The following is a 14,495-nucleotide window of genomic DNA, read 5'->3' on the forward strand; positions in this document are numbered from 1 at the left end:
GTGGTGGGCGACGCCGTCGGGTCGACCGAGGCGGCGGAATTCCGGCCGGGCGTCAGGGCGACCGCCGCGGCGACGGCGGCGAGCACCAGGGCGACCACGCCGCTGCCGAACGCCAACCGGCGCCGTCCTGCGCGGGCGTCCCGCCGGCGCGGCGGGACCTCTCCACCGACGCGGTGCGGTGGCGGCGTCCGGCGCGTGTCCAGCGGGTCTTCCATGTCGCGACCCGGCGGGACGTCCGCTCCGTGATCCGACGCGGCGATCGGTTCGGGATCCGGCGGGACTGTCGGATAGGCGTCCGCGAGGGCGGGCCGGTTGCCGTCGGCGGCGGCGCGGACGTCGTCGTCCAGGAACAGCACCAGGCCGGAGCGGGTGGTCCAGCGCGGCCCGTAGGCGACCGCCGCGGCGGCGGCGAGCTCGACGGCGAAGGCGTGCGCGGAAGCCGGACGGGCAGCGGGGTCCTTGGCCAGGGCGGCGAGGATCACCGCGGCCACGGGCGCAGGCACCCCGGCCGGCGGGGCCGGGACGGTGGTGAGGTGGTGCTGCCACAGCGCCTGCACCGGCAGGGTGGGATCGAACGGCGGCGCGCCGGTCAGGAGCTGGTGGAGCAGCACGCCCAGGGCGTAGAGATCGGTGGCCGGGCCCAGTCGGCCGCCCTGGATCTGCTCGGGGGCCATATAAGCGGGGGTGCCGAGGCCCGCGACGCTGGCGGTACCCGCCGCCCCCTCGACGATCTTCGCGATGCCAAAGTCGGTGACCTTGAGCAGAGCGGCGGAGTCGACCAGCACATTGCCCGGCTTGATGTCGCGGTGCAGCACCCCCTGGGCATGGGCGGCCGACAGCGCCGCGGCCACCGCGAGGCCGGCCGCGCAGGCGGTCCCGGGCGCCATCGCCGCCCGGCCGGCCAGGGTGCCGCCGCCCAGCAGCTCCATGACGATCAGGCACAGGTCGCCCGCGCGGACGCAGTCGTGGACCCGGACGATGTGCGGGTGGTCCATGCTGGCCAGCAACTGCGCCTCGACCGTGGAGGCCGCCGGCACGACCTTGACCGCGACCCGGCGGCCGAGTTCGCGGTGCCGCGCGGCCAGCACCAGCCCGAACCCGCCCCGGCCCAGCACGTCGCCCAGCTCGTAGCCGGGCAGGGCGGCGGCGACCTGTGCCCGATCGACGATCACGTCAGACCCGGTGCCGGACCCCCGTGGGGTGCGGCCCTCACCGTCACGAGCTCCTCGTCCCCCAACCGCACCCCGCCACATCGACCGATATCTGGACAGCGCCGACGTTTGTATAACACGGCTGCGCAGGCCAGCCGCTCCTGCGCCACGGCGCCAGACCTGGCCTCGACCGCCGCCCCGGCACCACGATTTGACCACGGCCCACGACCGCGTCAGATTACTCTGAGTAACATTCCATGACGCTGGGTGGGGAGCTTGTGATGACGGGACCGTCGCTGGACTCGGCGGGCGCGACAGCGGCCACGACGTCATGATCGGCCGTCGGCCGATCCGTCGCCGCCCGGCCGGCCCGGCGACACCGAAGGGCCTCCCTGACCGGCCGCTGGCGACGGCGCTGGCGACGGCCGTGCTGCTGGCGATGATGGCCGTTCTGCCGGGACTGCCGGCCAGGGCGGACAGCGGCTCGGCGCAGACCACCGTCGGCCTCATCGTCCTGGGAACGCCCGCGCTGGCTGCCACCAAGCGCGGAACCGCGGTGGACACGGACAGGGACGGCAGGATCGGTCCAGGTGACCGGGTGCACTGGACGATCACGGTCTCGAACACCGGGAACACGGTGGTGTCCGCGGTGACCGTGCACGATCCCACGGCGGGACCGGTCCGCTGCCCCGCCACGTCGCTCCTTCCGAAGCAGGCAACGACCTGCACTGTTCCTGATCACACGATCACGGCCGCGGATGTCGCGGCAGGCGTCATCACCAACGTGGCGCACGCGTCCGCAGCCGCTCAGGGTGGACAGGTGATCGCGCCGGCCGCCTCCGCCAGCGTGCCGATCCCGCCCGTCAAGCCGATCGTCGTCCTCCCGCCCCCGCCGTGGCTGCCCGGATTCCCCGGCGGTCTTCCCCATCACCCTGACTTCGATGGCCCCGACTTCGATGGCCCCGGACTCGATGGCCCCGGACTCGATGGCCGCGGTCCTGATGGCCCCGTGGTGGGCGGCGCCGTAGTCGGCGGCGGCGCGGTCGCAGGCGGTTCCGGCCCTGGTAGCGGGTCCGGCACAGGCCCGGGTAGCGGGTCCGGCGGCGGCCCGGGCCGGGCCGAGCCCGGTTCCTCGCATCGCCACGGTGGTGCGTCGCCGGCGCCGGGGGGTCAGCAGGATGCCCATCCGCCGGTGGCCGTGGCGGGGGGGCAGCCCGATGAACCCGGGCGCAGCGGTCTTGAGCTGGTCGTACTCGGCACGGTCACCGCCGGTTGCGCGCTCGCCGCGCTCGCCGCGCTCGGGGCACTCGGCGCCCGGCGGACCAGACGCCGGCGTTGAGGCGACCGCCGGTGCAACGCATCGCCAGGCGGCCGACCGCTGTGGGTCACCCCTGATCAGGAGACACCCGGCCACCGCACTGCCCGTCCTCGGCGCCCTGACCCTCGCCGGGATCATGCTGGCCGGGATCGCGCTGGTCGTCCTGGGATGGCCGGCCAGACCTGCCCCGGTGGCCGCCCCGCTGCCCGAGGTCGACGGGCCGCACCTGTCCGAGCCGTCGCCCGGATCCGGCGGGGCGCGCACGGCCCTCCCACGGCACCAGTCCGATCTGCCGGCATCCAGCCTCCGGATACCGGCGCTCGGCGTCACCGCCAGGATCGGCCGGGCGACCGAGGACAGGGGCGTCCTGACTCCACCGCTGGCGCCGTCCGAGGTCGGGCTGTGGTCCGGTTCGGCCGCGCTGGACGCCGACTCCGGGGAGGTGACCCTCGTCGGGCACGTGAACTGGCGGGGGATGCCACCGTTCGCGTTTGGACGGCTGGCCCACCTGCGCGCCGGAGATCTCGTGTACACCAGCGACGCAGGCGGGCAGCAGACCGCTTGGCGGGTCAGGCGGGTCTCCGCCCGCGCCAAGGCCGGCGGCGTCGATCCGGCGGCATTCGCCGGGGCGCAGGGCCCACGACAGCTAGTCATGATCACCTGCGGCGGACCGTTCGACGTCCGGGCCCGCTCCTATTCCGACAACGTGTACGTGCGCGCCAGCCCCGCGTAAGCGACGACCCCCGGCAGAGGAGAGGCTGCTCGCGGCCGGGATGTGGCCGGTGTCCAGCGCCCCGTGGGCGGCGTGGTGGGCGGTCGTCTCGGCCCGCAGGCGTCGCTCGCCGGCACGCCGCGGCCGGGAGACCCACCTGGCATGAGACCCACCTGGCATACAGTGCCCGCACGTCCGCCGGCTGCTCCTCCCAGCCGGCCCAGGCGTCCGCTGGCTGAGCGCCTCGAGCAGCTCGTCCAGGAGGCACTGCCGGTCGTGCGCCACGGTCCGCTCAGTCCACGTCGATGAGCTGGCCGTTGCGGAACAGGTCGACGAAGAGCTGGTGGTCGCGGTGGACCTGAGCACCGTAGTCGTGGGCGAAGTCGACCAGCGAGGCGACGAACGCCTTTTCGTCGCGCGCGATCGCGCCGTGGATCGCGTCCTCGGTGGAGAAGTCCACCAGGTCGTGCTCGCTGTCATCGTCCGCGACGGCGTGCATCCGGGCGGTGGAACGGCCGAGGTCGGCGACCAGGGCGAGCATCTGCTCGGGTTCGTTCACCTCCGACCAGTCCAGGTCCTGCGCGTACGGCGACGCCTCGGCGACGAGCTGGCCGACGCCGTCGAGCTCCGTGTGGCCGAGCCAGGTGTCGCTGTCCGCCTGCAACGCACGCTGCGACAGCGCGGTGCGGTGCCCCTGGTGCAGGAAGTACTCGGCGATCCGACTGTCGGGGACGAACCGGCTCAGCGCCGGGACCTGTCCCTGCTTCATGTACAGGACGACGTCGTTGTCCAGCGCCTCCGTCTGCCCCTCGACGAGCAGGCTGTACGACGGCAGGCCGGCGCTGCCGATGCCCACCCCGCGGCGCAGCACGACGTCCTTGACGGTCAGCGACACCGGGCGGGTCCGCCGGTCCGGCGGCACCGTGTGCACGTAGCGCTCGAACGCGGCGAGGACGCCCGCCCGGGTGGCCTCGTCCACCGGACTGATGCCGTCGCCCCGGGCGAACCGACGGTCGTGGCCCTCAACCACGGTGAGCTCGTCGAGCAGCGCCACCCTGGTCGAACGCCGCGCCTGTTGGAGGAACGCGTGGACCACTCCCGAGGTGGTCGCGAGCGTCAGCAGGTCGGACGACGACGCGTCGCCGCCCTCGGCGAGCTCGCGGATCCGGTCGGCGTAGGCGCCCACGCACGCCTCGACGAGCCGGGTGATCACCGCGTCGCTGAGCGCCTTGGCGCGCCCGAGCAGAGCCAGGCTCGCGACGAGGCGCCGCAGGTCCCAGGTGAACGGTCCGACGTACGCCTCGTCGAAGTCGTTGACGTTGAAGACGAGCACGCCGTTGCTGCTCATGTACGTGCCGAAGTTCTCCGCGTGCAGATCGCCGTGGATCCAGATCCGGCTGGTCCGCTCGTCCAGGAACGGGTCGTCGAGGGCGTGGACGTCGGCGTAGAACAGCGCCGCCGAGCCCCGGTAGAAGGCGAACGGCGTCGCCGCCATCTTGCGGAACTTCCGCCGGAACGCCCCGGGCTCCGCCGCCATCAGCGCACCGAAGGTGGCGGCGAAGACGTCGGCGAGGACCTGGGCGCGCTCGGAGTCGGTGCCGGGCGTCGCCATGCTCAGCCCGTCACCTCGCTGGTCTGCATCACCGGGGTGATCGTGGTGAAGTTCGCGACGTCAGCGACGATCGCCGCCCTGTCGCCGCGGGACATCGCCGCCTTCATCTCCTCGATTGACGCGAACCGGAAGTGCGAGGCGGCGACGTACGGGCCGTCCAACCCACGGTCGATCTCGATCTCCGAGATGCCCCACGTGGCGCTGGCCAGCGGGATGTGCTTGTCCCGGTAGTAGTCGTGGTCGAACGTCGCGCCCTCGGTCCTCGGGTACAGCACACTGAACCGGATCATGGTGACCGCCTCCTGACAGTTGCAGCGCCCGCCGATCGGAACGCGCTGGTTCCACCTTCTCCCAGAACGCCCCACCCGCGCGCGCCGCACCGCCACCAGCACCAGCAGTACTCCCCCTGAAACCTTCGGTCATCGACCGGAGCGCGTGGGCGTCGCCACCAGGGCCGTCACCGACGGCATCGGCGACGATTCGCCTTTGCCCGGCAGCGCCGGCAACCCCGGTAAAACTGCCATAACCCGGCCAGGGAAGTCTGTACCCTGGTGATGCGCACATTCGGGGGGTCGATGATGACGGCGCAATGGGACTTCTTCATCTCCTACGACCAAGCGGACCTCGCCTGGGCCACGTGGCTTGCCTCGACGCTGGAGCAAGCGGGCTACCGCATCAGGTTTGCGCACTGGGACGACGTTCCCGGCTCGAACTGGGTGAGCAATCTTTTGACGTCCATCAAGAGCTCGACCCGGACCATCGTGGTTCTCTCCGCGGCCTACGCCCGATCGACGACGAACCAGCACGAGTGGCAGGAGGCCTGGCGTCAGGATCAGGTCGGGGTCGCACGCCGACTGATACCGGTCCGGGTCGAGGAATGCTCGGCACCCTGGGCGATGGCCCAGATCGTCCCGATCGACGTGTTTGACCCCGAGATGTCAGATGCAATGGTCAGGGACTTGTTCCTCGCCGGGGTGAAGCGTGCGGTGCATGGTCGGACGAGGCCGACCCGACGGCCCGATCACGGGCGGCGGGACTCCGTTACTGCGACGCCGCCGCGTGCCTCCGCGGGCACGCGTACGGGCTCGGGTGCGGGTGCGGGTGCGGGTGCGGGTCGGACCAGTACCGACCGGACCCACACCGCGATGGCGGCGCTCGAGGCACGGGACTACCAACGGGCCGCCACGGAGTTCGCTCGGGCGATCCGCCGGGACGACGATCCCGAGCTCCATTACTACCTTGGGCTCTGCATGATGGCCGGGCGGCGCGGAAACCAGATGGATCACCACGAGTTCGACGCCCTCAAAAGACACCTCCAGCTTGCCGCGCGGCTACCACACTCCAGGATCGCCTGGTGCCTGGTGAGCTACGACTGGCGCTCTCCCGCGGGGGGCGTCGCCCTTTCACCGGACGTCTCGGACCTCCTGTCCGAAGTCGAACCCAAGCACGCACGGGAGATCATCACGTATCTGAGATCGCCGGGCAACCCAGTCTGGGAGGGGCTTCTCGCAACATCACGATCGGGGGAACAGAAATCAGTAGCACCTTGAGCTTACCTGCTCGCCGAACAAAAGTAGAGAAGTACTTCCGCCGGAAGATCGACGGTACTCCACGCAAGCACGCGATCTACTTCTCGCTCGCCGCCGTGACAGTCGCCTTCCTCGCCTTCACGGAGTTCGGCCAGGGCGGCGAGTCGATTCTTGTCGGTCTCGCACTGCTCGCGTCCGCCGGGATCATGGCGTACATCGGGTACCGCCGGGAGATGACCTACCGGGAGGAGCGGCGTCGGCCAGCAGACGAGGAAGTGGATCGCATCCTGGCCGACGATCTCGCCGATCTGGTGCAGGAGGCGTACCGCGAGCTCCACATCACCAGCGACGACCTGGTGCTCCAGAAGGACGACCCCTCACCGCTGGCGGAACTCGACCGCAGCCGGCCACCCGCGCGGGAGCCGTACATCGTCCTCGGGGCGGGCAACCCCTGCCGGCTGGCGGTCGGTCGGGATGGTCGGCTGCGACTCGACCGGTACCAGGTCGCGATCTTCTGTCCGACGAGATTCAAGCTCGGCGTCTACGAATGCGAGCTCAGTCTGACGGACGGCACCTGGCAGGATCCGTCCTGGACCGGAATCTTCTATCGGCACGTGGTGGCCATCCGAAAAAGCTCCGCCAAGATAGACGAGGAGAACAACGCGATACAGAAGTGGGACGACGAGAAAGACGCGTTCATCGCCTTCGAGGCCGAAAGGGTCCGAAAGTTCGAGCTGCACACCTCGGGCGGGGTGGGTATCGAACTGACCATCGGCGTCGGCATCGACGGGCGGACGGAGGAGTTCCTCGACCTCGGCATCGATCGGGTGATCAAAGCCATCCAGCAGGTGCTTCGCCAGCAGGGCGGCGAAGCCAGGTACTGAGGCGGAACAGCCATTCTCGCCATCGCACTCGCCACCACCCCGGCGTCACGATCGGCGCACTCGGCAGTCTCCTGGCCGGGGCGATACGCCCGCCAGGCCGGCGAGAAACCGAGGCCGCTACCGCCGGGACGCCAGATGGATGAGGATTCCCGCCGGGGCGTCGGGTGCGATGGCCGCGGCGATCGCCTCCGCGGCGTCGGTGGCGGCCTCCACGGATCGTGGCAGCATCACGCTCTCGTAGGCGCGAACGGCGGCGTCCAGGCGGTCGGCCTCCAGATCACCGCCGCCCAGGACTCCGGTGCTCGGGACTCCGGTGCTCGGGCCGTCCGGGTTCGGGGCGCCGGCCTGGGCGGCGACGGCCCGGGCGAGGTCGGCGCCGTCGAGCATCGCGAGGTTGGCTCCCATCCCGGAAAACGGCGACATGAGGTGCGCCGCGTCGCCGAGCAGGGTCAGGCCGGGTGCGTGCGGCCAGGTGTGCGGGACGGGCAGGGCGTGGATCGGTCGGTTGATGTACGGGCCGTCGTTGTCGGTGATGAGCGTGCGCAGGGACGGGCTCCAGCTGGTGAACTCCGCCAGCAGCACCTCGCGGACGCGCCCGGTGTCGGCGAGCTCGACGCCGGCCGCCTCGTGCCAGTCGCGCGCGGCGCGCAGGGCGATGTAGACGCGGATGTGGCCGCCGCTGTTGCGCTGGGCGATGAGCCCGCGGTTGTTGTGCAACGCCATCATCAGCCCCTGGCCGGTGAGGGCCGCGGCCCCCGGGTGGCGCCGGTCGGCGTCGTCGAGGTGGGCCTCGACGAACGTGACGCCCGAGTAGCCCGGGACGGCCCCGCCCAGCAGCGCCCGGACCCGGGACCAGGCCCCGTCGGCGCCGACGACCAGGGCGTGCTCGGCGAACGTGTCGTCGGCGAAGTGGACCCGGTGGACACCGCCGCCGAGCGGCTCGAGACGGCTCACCGAGTGACCCCAGCGGACCGTGCCGGGAACCAGTGAGTCCAGCAGGAGGCCGCGGAGCTGACCGCGGTCGATCTCCGGGGCACCGTCGTCCCCCTGATCAGGAACAAGGTCGAGCAGCACGCCGGCGTCGCGGCCGAGGATGCGCATCTGCTGCCCCTCCGGGCGGGCCAGCGCATGGAAGGCGTCGAGCAGGCCGGCCGCGGCGAGCGCGATCTGGCCGGAGTCGGCGTGCATGTCGAGGCTGCCGCCCTGCGGACGAGCGTCGACAGAGGCGTCGAGGTCGTAGACGGTGACGTCGATGCCGTGGCGCTGCAGGACCCGGGCGCAGGTCAGGCCGCCGGGGCCCGCGCCGACGACGGCGATCTGGGTGGGATGAGCAGACACTTCCATGATCGTGTTCCTGTCATGTCGATGAGCGGCGCGCGAAGGGCGGGGCTGGCAGCGATCCGCCCCCGCCACTGGCGCCGGTCCGCGTCTCCGGACATACCCAGAAAAGCAGAACGACTCAGAAAGTGCAACCGCTTCATATTTTTAGCTGCTCAACCATGAGGTACTGTGGCGGCGTGGAGCAGACGACCCCGCCGGTGGGACGCCGGGAGCGCAAGAAGGCGGCCACCCGTCAGGCGCTGGCCGACGCGGCGCTGGAGCTGTTCCTGGCGCGTGGATTCGACGCCGTCGGCGTCCGCGAGATCGCCGAGACGGCGGACGTGTCGGTGACGACGCTGTTCAAGCACTTCCCCGAGGGCAAGGTGGCCTTGCTGTTCGACGAGGACGCCGACCGGGAGGCCGCTCTCGTCGCCGCCGTCCGCGACCGACCGGCCGGCCAGCCGATCCCCCAGGCCCTGCGTGATCACCTGACCAGCGCCCGGTCGGCCGAGCGCCGGGCCGACCCGCGCCTGCGCGGCTTCCAATCCCTGGTCGACGGCACGCCTGAGCTGCGCGAGCACTCCCGCCGGATGTGGCTGCGCCATGAGACCGCGCTGTCGGCGGCGATCGCCGAGTCCAGCGGGCTGCCCGCGGACGACCCCGCGTGCCTGGCCCTCGCCCACTTCGCCCTGGCAGCCGCCGGCCTCGCCGCGACGCGCACCGGCAGCACCACCGGCAACGCCGGCAACGCCGGCTTCGACCCCGCGGCCGAGATCGACGCCGACCCCCAGCCAGGCGGGCACCCCGACGTCGCCGCCCTGACGCGGATCTTCGCGTTGCTGGAGCATGGCTGGGCGGCGGTGGCCGCCTCCCCGCCCGACCCCGCGTGATCCCACCGCCGGCTCTACCGACCCATTTCGCGTGGTCGACCGCTATGTCACAGTCCCGCTGGGTCACAGTCCCGCTATGTCACAGTCCCCGTGCTCGCCGTTCTCCGGCGAATACCGGTTTCCGCCGCGATGATGCGGGAACAGCGCCTCGACCAGCCACGTCAAGATGCGGTTCGGGATCGGCCGTCGTACTTTCGAGGGGGGCGCGAGCTTCGCGAATTCCGCGCCTGGTCGACAACCACGGGAGCGCAAACATGACGCAGACCAGTAAGGACCGCGCGGTCATCGACTGGACGGATCTGGGTAAGGACCTGTGGTCCTACCTGACCGGCAAGGGCGCCGCGATCAATTACCAGTTTGTAGACATGCTTGTCGAGGTTCCGCGGGACACCGGGCCCGACGCCGCACGCGCAACCTGGCGCCTGCACGGCACGCTGCGAATCGTCACCTCGGACAACGACTCGCCCGGCGCCTTTGCCAACGGCGCCGCGCGCTAGTGACAGCCCGATTCTCCGGTGACGTCGCCTTCAGCGTCGAGGACGGCTCCGGGTCGGTCGGCGGGCGCCTCGAGGCGTCCGGCGACCGGATCCGGATCACCACTCGTCAGCCGGGCCGGCTGCGGTCGGTCGCGGGGGATCTCCTTGCCGCCCTCCCGGCCGGCACGCTGCCGGCGTCGGTACCCACCGGACGCGCCGGTCTGCGCCACGTCGCCGACCTCCTCGCCGCCGAGGGCATGACGGTCGAGATCCACGGGCCGGCCGGTCCACTCGTCACCATCGGGGCCAACGTCGACTCCCGCCTCGGGGGCCTGACCGTGGGCAGCCGTCGGGTGGAACCCGCCGTCGCCGCCGCCCTGCCCGGTCCCCCATCCGCGACCCGGCGGGCCGCCGCGGTGGGATTCGTGGGCGTCGCCGGGTTCGCGGCCGGGTTCGCGGTGCGCGGACGCCTCCGCCGCCGGCACGGCTGACGGCAGGCCGACCCGAAAACCCACGCGTCACGCGTCACGCGTCAGCCTGGGCTGTCGGCGCCACGCGGGTCCGGAGCCAGGCATGGGCGGGGTCGGCGTCGTGGCGTGGGTGCCAGAGCTGGCTGACGCGGATCCCTTTGACCGGGACGGGGATCGACCGCCTACACGCTGGTTCTGGCGACGTTCCTGCTGCTGGCCGGTGCACTCGGGGGCCGGTTCGGGCGGCGCCGGATGTTTCGGGCCGGCCTGGTGATCTTCGGGGTGGGGTCGCTGATGTGCGGCTGTGCGCCGAACCTGGCCAGCCTGATCGCGCTGCGCGCGGTGGCGGCCATGGGTGGGGCGTTGCTCCAACCGAACGCGCTGTCGACCATCACCGGCGTGTTCGTCGAGCCCCGCGCCCGAGCCAGGGCCATCGGCGTCTGGGCGGCCGTGTTCGGGGCCAGCGCGGCGGCCGGCGGCCTGCTGGTCGGCGCACTCGGCTGGCGCTGGGTGTTCTGGGTCAACCTGCCGATCGTCGCCGCCGCGTATGGCCTGTCGATACGTTTCATGCCCGAGACGCGGTCGCCGGGCCCGCGTCGCCTCGACGGGGCCGGGCAGGTTCTCGTGGTGGCCGCGTTGGCGCCGTCGACCTACGCGATCATCGAGGGGCCATCTGCGGGATGGCGCTCACCCGGGGTGATAGTGCCCGCGGCGGTTGGCACGGTCGCCCTGGCCGCGTTCATCGCGATGGAACGCCGACAGGCCCAGCCGCTGTTGGAGGTGCGACTTTTCGCCGGCCCCCGCTTCGCCGGGGCCATCGGCATCGCGGTGCTTTCCTTCGTGATTCTCGCCGGCTTCCTGTTCCTGACCACGCTCTACCTACAGGATGCCCGCGGCGATGCCCCGATCATGGCCGGCCTGCTGGTTCTTCCCGCCACCGTCGCCATCGTGGTCGTGTCGCCGCTGACCGGCCGGCTTGTCGCTCGCCGGGGCCCCCGTCTCCCGCTCTGCGCCGCGGGAGTCGCATTGACCGCCGGTCCGCTCGTCCTTGTCCACGCCGCCGCGACAACGCCCTACTGCCACCTCGCTGCCGGCTACCTTCTCCTCGGCATCGGTTTCGGGCTCGTCAACCCGCCGATCACGAACACCGCTGTAGCCGCGATGCCCGCGGCACGGGCCGGCGTCGCGTCCGCCGTCGCCACCAGCGCACGCCAGATCGGCAATGTCCTCGGCGTCGCGGTCATCGGCTCACTGGTCACCGCCGGCCGTCCCGCCATCGGCTGGTACCTGCTGGCCGGATGCGGAACAGCCATCCTCATCACCGCACTCGCCGCTACCCGACGGCCGCCCGATTCCTCGTCGACGGCGGCGAGCGCGAACCCGAGACCGAGTTCGACCTCGGCCTCGGGTTCGCGCTCGACGGCATCGCGCGCAGTGTGAGCTGAGCCCGGCGCCTTGTCGGGACCTGCCGCAGCGGCCGCCGCTAGGCGCCGATCGCGGAGAGCAGCAGGGGCAGGGAGGCGTGCAGTTCCTGCGTCCAGTAGCTCCAGACGTGGACGCCGGGGGTGTAGAAGTGGGTGGTGAGCAGCGGATCGCCGGTCGCTCCGGGGTGCGCGGCGACGTAGGCGTCGTTGAGCTTCTGGGTGAACGCCTGGCTCTCGGCGTTGACGATCGCCTCGGTGTTGGTGGAGCCGGGGTCGGGGTCGTTCGGGCCCCTGGTGCCGTCTCCGGAGGAGACGTAGATCGGGATGCCGGTCAGCTTGTCGGCCAGGTAGTACGGGTCGTGCTGCTGCCAGATCGTCGCCCCGGACGTGGTCGTCGGGTCGCCCCACAGCCGCCGGACGTCGTTGCCGGCCGACCACACCTGCGTCCTGATGGTCGAATAGTCGGCGTAGGGGTGCAGGGCGCCGCTGTAGGACGCCACCGCCTTGAAGTCGTCGGGATGGCGGGCCGCGTAGGACACCGCGCCGAATCCACCCATCGACAGGCCGGCGATCGACCGGTCGGGACCGGCATGGTAATTGCGTTCGAGCAACTGCCGTAGCTCGACCAGGTGGAAGGTCTCCCACTTCTGCGGATCCGAGATCCAGTCGCTGTAGTAGCCGACGTTGCCGCCGTCGGGCATGACGACGATGACGCCGTGTCCGGCGGTCTGGCTTTCGACGTCGGTGTTCGTGGTCCAGTCGACGTGGCCGGAGGTCCCGCTGCCCGCACCGTGCAGCAGGTACAGCGACGGCCAGGTCCGGTCGGCCTGGGGGTCATAACCGGTCGGCAGCAACAGCCGCACGGTCTCGTCCGCGTTCATGGCCGCCGAATGAATGGTGAGATCGACCAGGCGCGCATCGCCAGACGTCGGATAGGTGACACAGGTGACCGACGATCCGTCGTCGCTGGTGGCCCCGAGCGCCGTACACGACGCCGCCTGCGCCGGGGAACCCACTATGACCAGGCTGATCAGCGCACTTGCCGCGACCATCGCGGGCAGCACGATCCGCCGTCTCCATCTCGGTGATTTCATAACTGCGACGCTAGTGCGAATCAGGCGTAAACACCACAAATTGGGTCAGTTCGGACTGATGTCCGTTAGGACAAACAAAATTTGGCGGGACGCCCTGCCGAACCAGCCGCCGTTTTCAGGCCCTACCATTCCGGCCCTACAATTCTCCCTACAATTCCGGCCCGGCGCGCACCAGCGACCGACCGGCCGACGGCCGCGAACTGTTGATCGTGGCCACCTCGGCATTCTCCCTCCCGCTCGACCGTGGCCGTCGGCGCATCCCGCACGACACGTGACCGTGATCCGGGTGCGGAACCATGGTCGCCGCGACTGCGCGCCGGCCTGTCCGGGGTGCGGGCGCACGGAGGTCGCGCCGACGTGTGACGATGGGCGGGAGATCGACCCGTCGACGAAGTCCAGGGCGGGGATGTCGGGTCGGGTCGGCGGGCCGCCGGCCGCGACGGTTGCCGGTCTGAGCCGTAGGCCGTGGGAGCGGAGAATGCCATGTCACAGCGCCGTCCGCCGGTCGCGAACCCCTTCGAGTCGCAGTTGTCGGCCTTCCTCGTCCAGCCGGACGGCACCCGCGCGCCGTTGCCCGCGGCGCTGCGCTTCGACCGGGCCGATCCGTTCGCCGTCAGCCTGCGGCTGCGGACGAGCACCGTGCAGACGGTCACCTGGACTTTCGCCCGTCAGCTCCTGATCGACGGCGCCCGGCGGCCGACCGGTGTCGGCGCCGTGGAGGTACGGCCGGCGTTCCAGGACGAGACCCGGTTGCTGATCCTGTCCCTGAAGTCGGCGTCCCGGCACACCGAGGTCCAGCTCCGCCACGAACAGGTCACCGCGTTCATCAACGACACGCTGGCGGCCGTGCCCTCCGGCGAGGAGGGCGACCACGTCGACTGGAGCGCCGAGCTGGACAGGTTCCACGACGACGGCGCGTGACCCGCGTCCCCGCTCCCGCCACCCACGCACGGGTCGGGTCAGCCGGTCCGGCGCGGGCGCGCGGCGACGAGGACGGCGATCTCCGGCTGGCCGGTGGGATGCAACAGATGTGCCGCCGCCGGTTCGCCGGCCAGCTCGAACATCGGACGGCCGAAGGCGCCGATCCCCCGGCAGTCCCACACCAGGCCGAGGGCCGGATGGTCCGCGCGCAGCAGCGCGCCGATCTCGGCGATCCGCGGGTCACCGGCATGCAGGTCGGCGGCCATGCGGAACTGCCGTGCCACCGGCAGCAGCAGCTCGGCGGGCGCTGACGCAGCAGCGAGCAGGGAGAGCACGTGCCGGCGGGCCGGCTCGTAGCCGGCAGGGTCGCCCCAGGCCCGAGCCCAGGCCGCGTTGGTGGCGACGATGTCGAGATGGTGGTCGAGCAGGGCCGCCGGGCTCGCCGGCCAGCCGGACGTGGTGGCCACGGTCACCCTGTCGAAGGCCCTCGGCGGCCAGGGCGGCGCGGTCCTCGGCACGGCGGCCGTCCGCGAGCACCTCATCGACACGGCCCGCGCCTTCATCTTCGACACCGGGCTCGCCCCGGCGAGCGTCGGCGGGGCGCTGGCGGCGCTGACACACCTGCGGGCCCATCCGGAGCTGCCCGCCGCGGTCCGCCGCCGCGCCGGCGAGCTCGCCGCGCTCACCGGAGCGC

Annotated in this window: 15 protein-coding genes and 1 pseudogene; 10 read left to right on the forward strand and 6 right to left on the reverse strand. The window is 71.6% G+C overall.

Annotation, left to right across the window (positions count from 1 at the left end):
• A partial coding sequence (locus ND748_RS12740) for a serine/threonine-protein kinase (RefSeq protein ID WP_251746006.1) occupies positions 1 to 1,172 on the reverse strand: 1,172 nt, incomplete at its 3' end.
• Between the two features lie 310 nt (positions 1,173 to 1,482).
• Here ND748_RS12740 and ND748_RS12745 point away from each other — a divergent pair.
• Both ND748_RS12745 and ND748_RS12750 read left to right on the forward strand, forming a co-directional pair.
• Positions 1,483 to 2,490 (forward strand): hypothetical protein, encoded by a 1,008-nt coding sequence (locus ND748_RS12745; protein WP_251746007.1) that lies wholly within the window; start codon positions 1,483 to 1,485, stop codon positions 2,488 to 2,490.
• A gap of 115 nt (positions 2,491 to 2,605) precedes the next feature.
• Positions 2,606 to 3,202, forward strand: coding sequence for a class F sortase (locus ND748_RS12750; RefSeq protein ID WP_251746008.1), 597 nt, complete (start codon positions 2,606 to 2,608; stop codon positions 3,200 to 3,202).
• A gap of 271 nt (positions 3,203 to 3,473) precedes the next feature.
• On the opposite strand, the gene ND748_RS12755 is transcribed toward ND748_RS12750, so the two are convergent.
• A complete protein-coding gene (locus ND748_RS12755; protein ID WP_251746009.1) occupies positions 3,474 to 4,793 on the reverse strand; it encodes a DUF2252 domain-containing protein in 1,320 nt (439 codons plus the stop codon).
• A 2-nt stretch (positions 4,794 to 4,795) separates the two neighbouring features.
• Positions 4,796 to 5,083 (reverse strand): EthD family reductase, encoded by a 288-nt coding sequence (locus tag ND748_RS12760; RefSeq protein ID WP_251746010.1) that lies wholly within the window; start codon positions 5,081 to 5,083, stop codon positions 4,796 to 4,798.
• Between the two features lie 264 nt (positions 5,084 to 5,347).
• Here ND748_RS12760 and ND748_RS12765 point away from each other — a divergent pair, with 264 nt between their 5' ends.
• On the forward strand, positions 5,348 to 6,343 hold the full coding sequence (locus ND748_RS12765) for a toll/interleukin-1 receptor domain-containing protein (RefSeq protein WP_251746011.1): 996 nt from the start codon (positions 5,348 to 5,350) through the stop codon (positions 6,341 to 6,343).
• A complete protein-coding gene (locus ND748_RS12770) occupies positions 6,340 to 7,206 on the forward strand; it encodes a hypothetical protein (RefSeq protein ID WP_251746012.1) in 867 nt (288 codons plus the stop codon). The genes ND748_RS12765 and ND748_RS12770 overlap by 4 nt, the downstream gene beginning before the upstream one ends.
• A gap of 117 nt (positions 7,207 to 7,323) precedes the next feature.
• On the opposite strand, the gene ND748_RS12775 is transcribed toward ND748_RS12770, so the two are convergent.
• Positions 7,324 to 8,550, reverse strand: coding sequence for an NAD(P)/FAD-dependent oxidoreductase (locus ND748_RS12775; protein ID WP_251746013.1), 1,227 nt, complete (start codon positions 8,548 to 8,550; stop codon positions 7,324 to 7,326).
• A gap of 173 nt (positions 8,551 to 8,723) precedes the next feature.
• Between ND748_RS12775 and ND748_RS12780 the strand changes: the two genes are divergently transcribed.
• From ND748_RS12780 to ND748_RS12795, 4 genes are all read left to right on the forward strand, one after another.
• A complete protein-coding gene (locus tag ND748_RS12780; protein WP_251746014.1) occupies positions 8,724 to 9,416 on the forward strand; it encodes a TetR/AcrR family transcriptional regulator in 693 nt (230 codons plus the stop codon).
• Between the two features lie 254 nt (positions 9,417 to 9,670).
• Positions 9,671 to 9,913 carry a hypothetical protein gene (locus ND748_RS12785; protein WP_251746015.1) on the forward strand — a complete coding sequence of 81 codons (243 nt, stop codon included), beginning with the start codon at positions 9,671 to 9,673 and terminating at the stop codon, positions 9,911 to 9,913.
• On the forward strand, positions 9,913 to 10,383 hold the full coding sequence (locus ND748_RS12790) for a hypothetical protein (RefSeq protein ID WP_251746016.1): 471 nt from the start codon (positions 9,913 to 9,915) through the stop codon (positions 10,381 to 10,383). Before ND748_RS12785 ends, ND748_RS12790 begins: the two co-directional genes overlap by 1 nt.
• Before the next feature lie 192 nt (positions 10,384 to 10,575).
• A complete protein-coding gene (locus tag ND748_RS12795) occupies positions 10,576 to 11,802 on the forward strand; it encodes an MFS transporter (protein ID WP_251746020.1) in 1,227 nt (408 codons plus the stop codon).
• 43 nt (positions 11,803 to 11,845) lie between these two features.
• Here the strand turns inward: ND748_RS12795 and ND748_RS12800 are convergent, their stop codons facing one another.
• Entirely contained in the window at positions 11,846 to 12,850 is a 1,005-nt protein-coding gene (locus ND748_RS12800; protein ID WP_251746017.1) for an alpha/beta hydrolase family protein, read from the reverse strand.
• 513 nt (positions 12,851 to 13,363) lie between these two features.
• Here ND748_RS12800 and ND748_RS12805 point away from each other — a divergent pair.
• Positions 13,364 to 13,801: an SsgA family sporulation/cell division regulator gene (locus ND748_RS12805; protein ID WP_251746018.1), complete on the forward strand. Its 438-nt coding sequence runs from the start codon at positions 13,364 to 13,366 to the stop codon at positions 13,799 to 13,801.
• A 38-nt stretch (positions 13,802 to 13,839) separates the two neighbouring features.
• On the opposite strand, the gene ND748_RS12810 is transcribed toward ND748_RS12805, so the two are convergent.
• Entirely contained in the window at positions 13,840 to 14,343 is a 504-nt protein-coding gene (locus tag ND748_RS12810; RefSeq protein WP_251746019.1) for a hypothetical protein, read from the reverse strand.
• Between ND748_RS12810 and ND748_RS12815 the strand changes: the two are divergent.
• A pseudogene (locus tag ND748_RS12815) lies at positions 14,231 to 14,495 on the forward strand (aminotransferase class I/II-fold pyridoxal phosphate-dependent enzyme); the annotation flags it as partial. The gene ND748_RS12810 and the pseudogene ND748_RS12815 overlap by 113 nt on opposite strands.

Source organism: Frankia sp. AiPs1 (assembly GCF_023716945.1).
GTDB lineage: Bacteria > Actinomycetota > Actinomycetes > Frankiales > Frankiaceae > Frankia.